The organism is Acidisarcina polymorpha, from assembly GCF_003330725.1.
GTDB classification, from domain to species: domain Bacteria; phylum Acidobacteriota; class Terriglobia; order Terriglobales; family Acidobacteriaceae; genus Acidisarcina; species Acidisarcina polymorpha.
The window spans coordinates 2299932-2312654 of record NZ_CP030840.1 but is presented as its reverse complement, the minus strand read 5'-3'; the positions used below and the strand labels follow the sequence as shown (position 1 = coordinate 2312654).

The window sequence follows — 12723 nt, the reverse complement described above, 5'->3', positions numbered from 1 at the left end:
GACTACCACTCACCAGTCTTCTGCAGTTTGCGGATGCGGCGCTGGATCAAGTCGCGCTTGAGCGCGCTGACCCGGAAGATGAAGAGGATCCCATCCAGATGATCGATCTCATGCTGAAACGCCCGCGCCAGCAGTTCTTTGCCGTCGTACTCCCGCCACTCGCCGGTCAGTGTCTGTGCTCGTAATTTGACGACTGCCGCCCGCGACACCTTCTCGTGGATATCCGGCAAGCTAAGACAGCCTTCTTCGCCGTACTGTTTTCCTTCTTTGAAGGTGATCTCCGGATTGATTAGCACGATTTTGTCTTCCGGATTCTTTTGAAAGCTGAGGTCAAGGACTGTCACTCGCTTGGGCACGCCAATTTGCGGAGCGGCCAAGCCGATCCCTTGCGCCGCGTACATCGATTCGAACATGTCGTCGACCAGGGCGCGTAATTCGTCATCAAATTCGGTGACCGGAGCGGCAGGACGCTGCAAGATCGGCTCCGGATATTTCACAATGGGTCGTACCATGAAACTGCGTTTTCCCTAATTTAGATTTGTGCTATCGCCGGGAGGAATCGGAGCGAGTCGGAGGTCTAAAACTTAGAATCGCCGGATCTGTTCCAGGTAGCCGTCATAATTTCGTCGCAACTCCCCTGCCGAATCACCGCCAAATTTTTCCAGCGCCAGCTTGGCGATGGCGAGCGCAACCATCGATTCGGCGGCGACGCCAGCCGCAGGCACAACACATACGTCGCTGCGTTCGTAGGCAGCTTTGGTTACTTCTCGGGTATCGAATGCCACCGACGATAGCGGACGCCGAAGGGTGGAGATCGGTTTGAGGTAGCCACGTACGACGATGTCTTCGCCGTTCGAGACACCGCCTTCAATGCCACCTGCATTGTTGCGTTCGCGGGTGAAGCGAGTGTGTCCGTTCGATTCGTTTTCGCTGTAGGCGATGGCGTCGTGGACTTCTGAACCAAGCGACGCAGCCGCGGTTACGCCTCGGCCCACCTCAACTGCTTTCACTGCCTGCAGCGACATGACTGCCTGGGCGAGAATGCCGTCCAATCGCTCATCCCAGTTGGCATAGGTGCCGATGCCTGCGGGCGCGCCGTGAACGACGACCTCGAAGATGCCGCCGATGGAATCGCCGGTGCGCAAGGCGAGGTCAACCTCCGCCTTCATGCGCGCCTCAGCCTCACTATCGACGCAACTCAGCAGGATCTCTTCTTTGTCACGGAGCGCGGCGATCTCTTCCCAGGTGGCATCACGCTCCAACTCGGCCCGGCCAACGCGGACCACGTGGCTGGCGACTTCGATATCTAAAACCTTGAGCAGGAGCTTGGCGAAAGCGCCGGCGGCGACGCGCGCGGTCGACTCGCGCGCCGAGGCCCGCTCCAAGACGTAGCGGGCGTCGGGGAAGTCGTACTTCAATGCGCCGGCGAGGTCAGCGTGTCCAGGACGGGGTGAAGCAACGGCTTTGTGTTTGGCGGGGTCGCCGGGCCCGACCGGGAGGACTTCAGTCCAGTTCTTCCAATCGCGGTTTTCGATCTCAATGGCAATCGGCGCGCCGATCGTCTTGCCATGTCTCACTCCGGAGAGGATGTGCGCCGTATCGGACTCGATGCGCATGCGGCCGCCGCGTCCATAGCCGCGCTGACGCCGCCAAAGTTCGTGATCGATGAATTCCTGGTCGACTTCAACGCCCGCCGGAAGCCCGGAAACCAAGGCAATCAAGCTCTCGCCGTGCGACTCTCCGGCAGTGGAAAAACGTAGCATCTGTCTGATTTACCAAATTCGATTGTAGCGCAGGGGAAAAGACTTTCATCGGGGCACCCTCGCATCAACAGAGGGTGCCTAGATACTTTTTACGCGACACCACCGATTGAGTTCGTAGATGAGGGAGGCCCAAACGTACTTGGGAGAGCATCCTTTCGGTTCCTCATCGGTTTATGAATATTACGCCCGAACACCCCAGCTGATGGGTCTAAGAGCGCATACCTCACATACCGAGACCCCGTCGCCAAGCTCCCGGACCAACCCGCCACGATTTGCCGGATGGCGCTATGACGAAAGCGTCTCCGCTGTCGCTTTATCTGCCGCGAAGCCGCTAATTGTGCTGACTATAGAACACTCACGCCCTCCAGCCTAGCCGCTCTGCGAAGAGCATCGTCCAGAGTAGCCAAAGGCAGAGCAGAACGTAGAGCTAATTCGAGGTAGCCTGCATCGTAAGCAGTCAATCGATGCTTTTCAGCTAATTTCTTAGTAGCCTCGAAGAGCGAGAGCTGGCTTTCCTCGTCCGTCACTATATCGAAGGACCTGAGGCTCTCAAAAACTGGCTCACGGTAGCTGGGTCGATCCTGCCTCGCCTTGTATCCTGCACCACTCCGTTAAGAACTTCGATGGCCCAATGGGCTGGAACGGCAAACCCCTCTCCCATCATGACCCTAGTCAGCAGTTCTTCGGTAATCGTCGCCGACTCGTCTTCGAAACACCAGGATAATGACACTGAGGCATCGGCGACGAAGCTGGGCATCAGTCTTTACGGCCATCGTTGATCAAATCCTTGACCATCAATCCACCCAAGGTATTAACTTTGCGAAGCTGCCGGATGTTTCGGCCAGCCTCTTCGGGCGTATATGGGCCGGACTCCAGGTGTTTCCAGAGCAAACTTCGGCTTAGGCTCGGCGGCTTCTTCAACCGCCTGCTGCGCGAATCTTTCCACGCTCAACCCCTCCGCTTGCGCCCGTGCGGCAACTTTGTCGGAAACATCAATCGTGACATGCATAGCAAGAGGATACTCCCCGCGAGCCGGAATTCGCTCTCACTCTCCAACCAGCCAAGCGAACTGGTCTTCCGTCAACGGAACTACGCCAAGCCGGCCGATGATGACCAGGGGGGAATCCTTGAACAACGGATTCGCCTTGATATCAGCCAGCGTCTTCGGATGTTTGATCTTCTTTCCTGCCTTGATCTTGACCAGCGGCGCCTTGGGATCAGTCGCGTCGATGGAGAGGGCTTTCGCTGTGCCGACCGCCGTTCGTTCGTCGCCGGTGTGATAGATGATGAGGTCGGCCCCTTTGGGCATCTCGCGGAGGTTTCTCACCGCGGTCGGGTTGTTGACGCCGTCCCAGATGGTCTCTTTATCGCGCTCCAGGTCGGCGAAAGAATAAACGTCAGGTTCGGTTTTTAGTAAGTAGGGCATTTCATTCGTCTCCTTCACCAGCAAGATATCCTGAAGTATCGAGCAGCGGACGCTCCATGGCGCGCACCCACTCAGTCATCTGCGCGCCATCTCGTCCCGAGTTGGCCGAGCGGTCAAATTCGCTGCGCACGGTTTGCATCTTGGCGTCCATGTCGTCGAGGTAATGCAGCAGGATCGCCTCGGGGATCATGGGCAGCTTCGGTGAGCCGTATTCATAGCGACCGTGATGGCTCAGCACCATGTGCTCGACCAGTGTCCGCAAACGAGGCGGGAAGTCCGGTAGCGTCGCCAGCTTCTTTTCGATCATGCCGTACCCGATGGTGATGTGACCGAGCAATTGACCCTGAACGGTGTAGTCGAAGCTCTTCTTCCAGACCAGCTCCTGCAGCTTGCCGATGTCGTGCAACATCGCTCCTGTCAGCAAGAGGTCGCGATGAATCTCAGGATAATGCCGGGCAGCCAGTTCGCAGACGCCCATCAACGAGACGACATGCTCGAGCAGGCCGCCTAACCAGGCGTGATGCATGGCCTTGGCGGCGGGAGCCTGGCGGAAGGCGGCCGCAATCTCAGGATCGTCGAGGAAAGCCCGCAGCAGAGCTTGCAGGTGGGGATCGCGGAAGCTGGCGATATAGCCATTCAACTCCGCCCACAATTCATCGACATCCTTGGTGGTGGCGGGAAGAAAATCGACGGGGTCATATTCGCCATCGACGGCTGCCCGGATGCGTTCGACCTTTAACTGCAGCCTCTCTTGGTAGCGGCAGACCAGGGCCTTGAGCTTGACGACGTCGCCCTGCTCAAACTCGGGAGAGGCTTCGGCGGCGTTATCCCACATTCGCGCTTCCATCTCTCCAGTCCGGTCCTTGAGAATGAGGGCCAGATACTTCCCTCCATCCTTTTTATCCCGCAAAGACTTCATGGATGCAGTGAAGAAGGCGATGACAGACTGATTTTCAAACTTCGACAAATCGGCGATAAAGATGTCTTTCATAAGGAGGGCGGCTGTGCGGATACTTTACAGCATTGGCCGGGTGGACCAACAAGAATGCCTCGTATCGTTGAGAAAGGTGCTTCCCAGATACGAGGCACTCGAACCGTCTGCAAAGGAGCTTGCAGTTTTACTGCTGCGGTTGGGTCGCCGGGGGGCCGGGTTGGCTAGACGGCTCCGGAGTTGACGGCGGAGTAGGTGGCTGCGCGGCCGGTTCAGCCGGCGCTCCACCAGGCGCATTCGTGTCATCGGTTGCAGCCGCATTCTTGTTCTTCACTTGGTCCTGCAGCCTGGTCTTCTCAGTCGGCTTGACCTTCTTGGTCTTTGTCGTATCGCCACTTAGGCCGAGTGGCGCGGATTGAGTCTGCCGGTCGGCGACCTCTTCGGCGCTGACCGACGGAGGAGCGAAAGGATCGACTTTGGGTTCCTTCGACTTCTTTTCTTTAGGAAGTTTGGCACGATCGCTGAAACGCGACTTCTTCTCCGCCTCGGTCGGGGTCCCGGCTGCAGGGGCGTCCCCAGCATTGTTGGCCGCCACCTGCATTTCCGGCGTCATCCCGTTCCTTGCTGCAGTGTCAGTGTTCGCAGAAGAACCATCGGCGCCGGCATCGACGGTCTGGGTCGGAGTGGCTGCGGGCAAGGTCTTGGTAGGCGCCTGACCGAAGCGGATCTTTTCCTTCTTGCCTGGCTTTTGGGTAGCAGCGCTGGCAACCTGGGTGTTGCTTGCCTTAGCGGAACTACTTGGACTTTGGCTTGGCGATGAGGCGCTCGTCGAGGCATCGTTGGGCGCAGGTCCTGATGCAACTGGCGGATTGGCAACGCCAACCTGATCTTCGGTGCTTGCGCCAGTAGCACCGACCTGGCCGGTAGTTGGCTCCGCAGCAGCCGGGGCAGAAGGATTGCCGGCGGCCGTCGCCGCACCTGGAACTTGAGCTAAAGACGGCACATTGGGCGCTACTGGCGCCGCTGGTGCTGCGGTCGTGGCTTGCTGGGTGGCAGGGGCGGACCCGTGCACTCTCTGCCGGTAGCGGGTGCGCTCAATTTTCTTCTTTTTCTTCGGGGTGGGCGCCGTGTAAGCACTGTAATTGGGCTTGCTGGGGTTCACGATCGCCGAGGTATCGACGTAACCGGGCTTGTAATCGATATAGGCTTCTTGGCGCAGCTGCTTCAGGTAAGCGCGCAGCGCGGGTTCGGTTCGCTCCGCTCCGACTGCTTCCTCCACCTGGGGGAGGACATCCTTGAGCGGCTGGAGTCCGCCGGGAGTATGGGTGACGACCTCAAGGATGACGAATCCCTGCTTGGTGTGGATGGGCTGAGTGTACTCACCCGGCTTCAACGAAAAGGTCTGATCTTCAAGGACTTTTGCCAGCTGCCCGCGCTTGAATTCGCCGAGGTCGCCACCTTGCGCCGCCGTCGTTCCGGCCGAAGAGCTCTTGGCCAGATCTTCAAACTTCGCGCCGCCTTGCAGCTTGGCATAGACGTCTTGCGCCGTGGCCTGGGCGGCCGCTACGTGAGCCGGGTCGTCGCTCGTAGTAGGAACCAGAATTTCACTGAGCCGCACTGACTCCGGCTTGTCGAACTCCGCCTTATGGGCGTCGTAATATTTCTGCAGGTCGGACTGGGAGATGTTGACTTTGCGATAGACCTCCTGGCCGATGACTTGCTGGGTCACGATGCGGTCACGAATGTGCTGCTTGAAGTCCTCGAACGAGACCCCCTGCTGTTTCGCGGCCGCTTCGAGCGCTTCCATCGAATCCAGGTTGTTCTGCTTGCGGATCGCGTCCAACTGCTTGACCATCTCGGTTTCACCAGTGATCCCGAGCTCCTTGCCTTTGGAGAGCAGCAGTTGCTGGTCAACCATATCGCGGAGCAGGTTCTTCTTCTGGTCGTCGAGCTGCTGCTGCGTCCAGTTCTGCTGGCGGCCTGTGGTTTCAAGCTCTTCCATCTGCCGGTCGTAGTCGGACTTGCTGATGATCTGGTCGTTGACGCGGACAACGATATCCTCGACCACCGACCCGGCAAATGGAGACTGAGGGCCAGCTACTGGAGGGGGAGGAATCGAATGGGCGGTTTGGCCGAACCCAGGGAGAGTGGCGGAACTGACGGCGATTGCGATGCCCAGCAATGCTGCTGACTGCGGAATTTTAAGGTTCATGAAGGCTCAGTCTCAAGCAAATGGACTCTCTTCTTTCCTAAAGAGCATCAAGAACCCACCGCTTTCGCAATTCTAGAGCATTTCAGTTAGGGGCGTGCGACTAGGGCCGTCGCTTTCCATAGTTCCTTTAATGTAAGAGTGTAGGAGCGTCCGACGGGTCATTTTCCGCAGTGGTAGAGTTGTCTGAGTATCGCCCCGACCCCATGCCGATCGCCGACGATCTCGCCAGGATAGCGCTGCAAGAGCAACAACTTCGATTCGCCCACTTTGATGAAGAGACTGCATGGCGGGTTGGCGCAGGGCTTCGGGCCATGGCAGTCGAGCGCAACCTCAGTTTGGTGATCGACGTACGGCGCATCGGACAACCACTGTTCTATACCGCCATGGCTGGGACAACGCCGGACAACGTGGAATGGGTCCGGCGCAAAAGCAATGTCACTGCACGTTTTCATCGAAGCTCGTATGCGATCGGCCTCGAGCTGGAACAGAAGGGCTCGAATCTTTTCGACCGTTATGGCTTGGCGGTAGCTGATTATGCCAGTCACGGGGGCTGTTTTCCGCTCCGCTCGGTGAGCGCCGGCATGATCGGATCGGTCACCGTCTCGGGCCTGCCGCAACGGGACGATCATGACCTTGCCGTGGAGGGCCTCTGCACGGAGCTGGGGGTCGATTTCGGAGCACTGCGACTTCAATAGCAAACTGATCGGGCGGCCGGCGTTGGCAGGCCATGGGTCGGCAGTCCATGGGTGGATCATCCCGCAGACGCCGAACCCGCAGACGCCGAACATGGCTAAAATCCCTGAAAAGCTGAACTGGTATACTTCACCAAAGGAATCCTCGGCGCGTCTAACCTCCAGCCGTAGCTTCCGATCGAGTTGAGGTTCCGCCCCGATGCCTTCCCGCGCCCGCCGCACTCTCTTTTCGCTCGTTGTCTTCTTTGCCACATGCGGTCTCATCGGTATGATGATCGACCAAAAAGTGGGTGCGCAGTCCAGCACCGACGAGTCCACTTTGCGCGACAATCTGCGCTCGTTCACCAGCGTTTATGATATCGTCGCGCAGAATTACGCCGATCCGATCACCGGCGACAAACCGGGCAAGGTCATCTACGACGGCGCAATTCCCGGGATGCTGCGGACCCTCGATCCTCACTCCAGCTTTTACGATCCGAAAGCTTACGCCAAAATGCGTGAGGACCAGCACGGCAAGTACTATGGCGTGGGAATGACCATCCAGCCGCAGGGAGTTGGCACCGCGCAGAAGATTGTGGTCGTCTTCCCGTTTGAGGGAACGCCTTCTTATCGTGCCGGCATCCGTCCCGGCGATGTCATCGCCGCGGTTGACGGCAAGCCCACCGATAACCTGAATTCAGAAGAAGTCGCCAACATGCTGAAGGGCCCCAAGGGCACTCATGTTCAGGTGACGCTGGTTCGAGAGGGAGCATCGAAGCCGCTCGTTTTCGACCTGATCCGCGACGAAATTCCACACAACAGCGTCGATCTCAAATTTGAGATCCGTCCTGGAGTTGGCTATATCCACCTGACCAATTTCCAGGAGACCACCGGCCGCGAAATCTCTGACGCGCTGGAGGGGTTTGGTGAGCCGAAGGGCCTGGTGCTTGACCTTCGCGGCAATCCCGGAGGCCTGCTGTCTGAGGCAGTCGCGGTCTGCGACAAGTTCCTCCACCGCGGGCAGGTCATCGTCTCACAGCGTGGGCGTGCCTATCCTGAGCAGATTTATCGTGCCACTCATGGGGAATCCGGCCAGGAGTATCCGGTCGTGATTCTGGTCAACCACGGCACCGCCTCAGCCGCCGAAATTGTATCCGGTGCACTGCAGGATCATGACCGCGCCCTGATCGTGGGGGAGACAACTTTCGGCAAGGGCCTGGTTCAGACGGTCTATCAAATCTCCGAAAACACTGGCCTGGCGCTGACTACCTACCACTACTACACACCCAGCGGCCGGCTCATTCAACGTAACTACAGCGGCGTCTCGCTCTACGACTACTACTACAACCACGACACGCCGCAGGACACGAAAGACCGGGAGGTCAAGCTCACCGACTCCGGGCGGACCGTGTATGGCGGGGGCGGCATCACTCCCGACGACCAGATCGATACTCCGAAGTCGAACCACTTCCAGGAGAGCCTGCTCGGGCACTACGCCTTCTTTAACTTCACCAAGCACTATCTTGCCAATCGCACCGTCTCCAAAGACTTCCAGGTGAACGACGAGGTCATCGGCGAGTTCAAGCAGTTCCTCAAGTCACAGGACATCGCCTTCACTGATCAGGATATTGCCGGGGTGCGCGATTGGATCAACGCGAACATCCAGTCAGAGATCTTTACTTCGCAGTTCGGCCAGCAGGAGGGTTTGAAGGTCCGCGCCGAGTGGGACCCGATGATTCAAAAGGCGCTCGGGTTTCTGCCGCAAGCGCAGACCCTCGAGCAGAATGCGGAGAAAGTGGTCGCCCAGAAAGCCATGGCCCGGAACTCCGCCACCAGCCCGGAATAGGCGTTCAGGCAAGCCGCGGACGGCGACGGGCAGCCGGGAAGGCTTTTTCATTGCGGAGCGGGGCGGGCATTGCCCAGGTCGCGATCCCGAACTCCGATCAGATACAGCAAGCTATCCAGCCCCAGGAACGAAACCGCGTGTCCGGCGCTTTGCCGCACTAGCGGCTTAGCCCGGAAGGCGATCCCCATCCCGGCGATGCCCAGCATGGGCAGGTCGTTAGCGCCGTCGCCGACTGCAACCACCTGTTCGAGCGAGATGTTTTCCTGTTTCGCAATGTCTTTCAGCAGTGCGGCCTTCTTTGCTCCATCGACGATCTCGGTCTTCACCAGTCCGGTAACCGCGCCGTCGACGATGTCGAGCTCATTAGCGAAGACATAGTCGATTCCCAGACGGGTTTGCAGATGCCGGGCGAAAAAGGTAAAGCCCCCGGAGAGGATTGCGGTTTTGTAGCCGAGCATCTTCAGCGTTCCGATGAGATGCTCGGCCCCTTCGACCAGGGGAATCGTCCCTAAAAGCTCCAACACCTGTTTTTCTGACAGACCTTGCAGCAGGGAGACGCGCCGGGTGAAACTCTGCTTGAAGTCGAGTTCTCCGCGCATCGCCGCCTCGGTAATTTTCACAACTTGATCGCCGACGCCAGCCAACTTGGCGAGTTCGTCGATGACCTCGCCCTGGATCAGGGTGGAATCCATGTCGAAGGCAAATAGGCGCCGGTTGCGCCGGAAGATGCTCTCGCGCTGGAAAGCGATATCGATCCGCATCTCCTGCGCGGCCGCCAGGAATGCCGCACGCATCTCGGCCTCGGACCTGGCTTGTCCGCTGGCACGCAACTCCACGCAGGCATTCGCATGGGGAGAATGCTCGGCGAGCGACATTCGCCCAGAGAGCCGCTCAATGCGGTCCACATTCAGGCCATGTTCGGTAATGATGGCGCTGACCTGCGAGAGATGCCGGGCTGAGATTGCCCGCCCCAGCACAGTGATGATGAAGCGGTCTTTTCCTTGCGAGCGAATCCAGTGTTCCAGGTCGGGCTTGGTGATCGGGGTGAATCTGGCTTGCAGTTCCAGCTCGGCCGATCTGGCAATCAGCGCGTCCCTGAGCGGGAGGACACTCGCCTCGGCAATCTCAATGAGAAGTCCGAGTGAGAGGGATTCGTGAACGACCGCCTGACCGATGTCGAGGACGCAGGCGTCATATTCGGCCAGGATTTCGGTCAGCAGGGCAGTGACGCCAGGCCGATCCTGGCCAGAGAAATGAATCAGAACCGTCTCAATCATTGATAAGTAGGGTTGCTCCCTTGCTAGGGTATCAGCCCGGCTGAATCGGTTCTCGTAGGGAGAATGAGAGAAGAGCGGGGTAACACGCGATTACCCCGAGGTACGAGACAGACAGGCCGATTTGCCTGAAATGCGGCAATCACCACTGGAAAATGATCGGCCAGCCGTCTGAGTCTGGAGCTTCTTCAAAAATGGCGAAAGGTGACCTTCGCATAGACGGTTGTATTGTTGGCAACGCAGATCCTTCGCTGCGCTCAGTATGACCGAAGAATGCTTTCACGAATTCCGGGCTCAGGACACCAGGCTCGGGACATCAGGGCTTGGGACACCAGGACTTGGGACACCAGGACTTGGACTAGGACGCGGACTAGGACGCGGACTAGGAAATCACCGGTAGATTGATCGTTTGTCCAACCTTGATCTTGTCAGGATCGGCGATTCCATTGGCCTTTGCGACCTCGCTGTACTTGCTCGCCGCTCCGTAAAAGCGCTGAGCGATATGAGAGAGATTGTCTCCCGATTTGATCGTATAGGGCTGCTCGGCTCCGCCGCTGGTTGCGATTTCATGATGGAGGTCGGCATAAGTGGAGTCCGCCTTCTTGATTTCATCCCAAACCCGGTTAGCGACCACGGTGGATGGGACGGAAGCTTTCAGCAGGAGCTTCTCTCCGTCAAGATCGATCTGGTCAATCTTCGCGCCCAGGTCGGCGAAACCCTGGATGGTTGAGATGACACCCGCATACTTCTGCTTCAACTGCTCTAAATCCGCCATTCACATTCTCCTGTTTTCTTGACGCGCTCGGGGCTGCGACTCATCGAACGATGAAAGCTTTGCCTCGAACGGACGCTAGGCCTTCGACGCTTCGTGACTTTTGGCAATATGCTGGACGGCGATGGTGACGGCGGCCGCGCCCAAACTTTGGATGAGTTGAGGATGGGCCGCATACAGTTCGCTCAACTTGTCGATAATTGATGGATCGGCCTTTTCGGCGTGCTCGGCAAGGGCTTGGACCTCCTCCGGCTTGACGGCGGCCGCCTGCTCCGGGGTGATCTGCGTCTGGTTTCCCTGCAGCAAGGAAGCAAGTGGAGAAGACGAGTTGCCAGCTAGATGGGCCAGGACGCCGGGTCCGGCGGCGGTGATCAAGCTATTCAACACAGAGGCTTGTTGCTGACCATTGCTGTTCGAGAACAGTTGCGAAGCCAACTGGGCGAATGGAGGAGTCTGTCCGGAGCGGAAGACTTCGGCAAGTCCCCCGGCTACCGATGATTGTGGAACAGCACCGGCCAACTGCGTCAATTGTTCACCAGTTGCCGGGGTTCCAGAGTTGCCGGCAAACTGCTTCACTAAATCACCTATTCCAGAAAGAAAGCCCATCTCGTTCTCCTTACTCGAGCAGAAATACAGTTGGTGTTATTTGCCGGAAAGCGGCTCTACGGGCTATTTTCTAAGTGAAAAAGCCAAGTAAATTAGATACAAAAACCTTGCAAATTGATAGTTCACATTGCAGGAATGAAGTTCTGCTCTAACTATGTTTGGCAATAATCATGCTGCTGATCTTGGCATAAGTGGCTGCCGGTATGATGTGCTTGGTTTTGAGTTCAGTTTTGGTGCGGTATGGCCGTCCATCGATAATCTTCTGCGAGTAGACGTCGCCAATGCCGGGAAGAGCGCTGAGCTGGTCTTTCGTGGCGCTATTGATATCGACCTGGGCTGCCATTGCGTTGCTGGCAGCCTGGGATCCACCCTGCTTCGCCGTACTTTGAGCGGAAGTTGACAGGGTCAATCCGCCGAGGGTTAAGAGGGCGGCGACCATGAACGGTGCTGTTTTTCTGAAGATGTTCATCCTAGGTTCTCCTCAAACGGTTCTTACTCCGACTTACAATTCGCTTGAAAGCATAAATGCCTTTTCTCGATCTGTCGCTACTAATATCGAGAAAGTATTGAGGTTATCTCGAGATGGCGGCAGATTGTTCGGGCCGCCAGAGCCGATCCCAGGTCGATCGGATGGCGCTTATCATCCATCGCGCGGTGAGCACGGCGAGCAAGGTCAGTCCGGCGGCAACTCCTCCTGCCAGCCAGGGATGATGGGTCGCCGTCCAGGTCAAGCCAACTGCGGCTGCGTCTTCTCCGGTGCTGAGCGCAATATTGGTGAATGGCTCGGGGCTGGGAGTGACCAAGGTTCTCGCTGCGGTCTTAGAGGAATGCGCCGCCAAGGCGATCAGTCCACCAGCGGTAGTCGCCAAGAGCTGCATTTCAGGGGACAGGTGATTGGTTGCGCGGTAGGCCAGGAGGGCGGCCAGCGGGATGCGGATGAAGGTGTGCAGCGCGTTCCAGATCAGGTCGATGGCGGGGATCTTATCGGCGACAAACTCAATCGAGAACAATGCCACGCTGGCGCCGATCACCCACCAATTGCCAAGGACTTCCAATCCTGGAGGCAGCACTACCCAGTGCAGGCGCGTCAACGCGCCAAGCGTCATGATTGTTGCATAGATATTCAGACCGGCGGCAAAGCTGGCCGCGATCACCAGGCCGGCAATCGCCGAGGGGGAGAAGTCCATCATTCTGGCTCCAGCGCTTGCTTGCCGATGCGCGG

General features: G+C 58.0%; 12 protein-coding genes. 2 read left to right on the top strand and 10 right to left on the bottom strand.

The genetic code is table 11. From position 1 onward, the window contains the following. Positions 1-2 precede the first annotated feature (2 nt). The 5 genes from def to ACPOL_RS09995 all read right to left on the bottom strand — a co-directional run bounded on the left by def (position 3) and on the right by ACPOL_RS09995 (position 6332). Positions 3-512 (bottom strand): peptide deformylase, encoded by a 510-nt coding sequence (def, locus tag ACPOL_RS10025; protein ID WP_114206942.1) that lies wholly within the window; start codon positions 510-512, stop codon positions 3-5. Positions 513-584: 72 nt separating this feature from the next. Next, complete coding sequence (aroC, locus tag ACPOL_RS10020) at positions 585-1763, bottom strand: chorismate synthase (RefSeq protein ID WP_114206941.1); 1179 nt, start codon at positions 1761-1763, stop codon at positions 585-587. 1045 nt (positions 1764-2808) lie between these two features. Then, the gene (locus tag ACPOL_RS10005; protein WP_114206938.1) at positions 2809-3189 is read right to left on the bottom strand and encodes an EVE domain-containing protein; all 381 of its coding nucleotides are present in this window, start codon (positions 3187-3189) and stop codon (positions 2809-2811) included. Position 3190: 1 nt separating this feature from the next. Next, positions 3191-4180, bottom strand: coding sequence for a 3'-5' exoribonuclease YhaM family protein (locus tag ACPOL_RS10000; protein ID WP_114206937.1), 990 nt, complete (start codon positions 4178-4180; stop codon positions 3191-3193). A gap of 127 nt (positions 4181-4307) precedes the next feature. Continuing rightward, positions 4308-6332: a peptidylprolyl isomerase gene (locus tag ACPOL_RS09995; RefSeq protein ID WP_114206936.1), complete on the bottom strand. Its 2025-nt coding sequence runs from the start codon at positions 6330-6332 to the stop codon at positions 4308-4310. A 179-nt stretch (positions 6333-6511) separates the two neighbouring features. Between ACPOL_RS09995 and ACPOL_RS09990 the strand changes: the two genes are divergently transcribed. After that, positions 6512-7027, top strand: coding sequence for a heme-degrading domain-containing protein (locus ACPOL_RS09990; RefSeq protein ID WP_236657367.1), 516 nt, complete (start codon positions 6512-6514; stop codon positions 7025-7027). 196 nt (positions 7028-7223) lie between these two features. Further along, positions 7224-8849 carry a S41 family peptidase gene (locus ACPOL_RS09985; RefSeq protein ID WP_114206934.1) on the top strand — a complete coding sequence of 542 codons (1626 nt, stop codon included), beginning with the start codon at positions 7224-7226 and terminating at the stop codon, positions 8847-8849. Positions 8850-8896: 47 nt separating this feature from the next. Here ACPOL_RS09985 and serB read toward each other — a convergent pair whose 3' ends face one another. The 5 genes from serB to ACPOL_RS09960 all read right to left on the bottom strand — a co-directional run bounded on the left by serB (position 8897) and on the right by ACPOL_RS09960 (position 12691). After that, positions 8897-10126 carry a phosphoserine phosphatase SerB gene (serB, locus tag ACPOL_RS09980; RefSeq protein WP_114206933.1) on the bottom strand — a complete coding sequence of 410 codons (1230 nt, stop codon included), beginning with the start codon at positions 10124-10126 and terminating at the stop codon, positions 8897-8899. A gap of 379 nt (positions 10127-10505) precedes the next feature. Then, positions 10506-10898 (bottom strand): LysM peptidoglycan-binding domain-containing protein, encoded by a 393-nt coding sequence (locus tag ACPOL_RS09975; RefSeq protein ID WP_114206932.1) that lies wholly within the window; start codon positions 10896-10898, stop codon positions 10506-10508. A gap of 75 nt (positions 10899-10973) precedes the next feature. Further along, complete coding sequence (locus ACPOL_RS09970; protein WP_114206931.1) at positions 10974-11501, bottom strand: hypothetical protein; 528 nt, start codon at positions 11499-11501, stop codon at positions 10974-10976. 148 nt (positions 11502-11649) lie between these two features. Next, positions 11650-11970 carry a ComEA family DNA-binding protein gene (locus ACPOL_RS09965; protein ID WP_236657366.1) on the bottom strand — a complete coding sequence of 107 codons (321 nt, stop codon included), beginning with the start codon at positions 11968-11970 and terminating at the stop codon, positions 11650-11652. Between the two features lie 103 nt (positions 11971-12073). Continuing rightward, positions 12074-12691 (bottom strand): DUF4126 domain-containing protein, encoded by a 618-nt coding sequence (locus tag ACPOL_RS09960; protein WP_236657365.1) that lies wholly within the window; start codon positions 12689-12691, stop codon positions 12074-12076. Positions 12692-12723 lie beyond the last annotated feature (32 nt).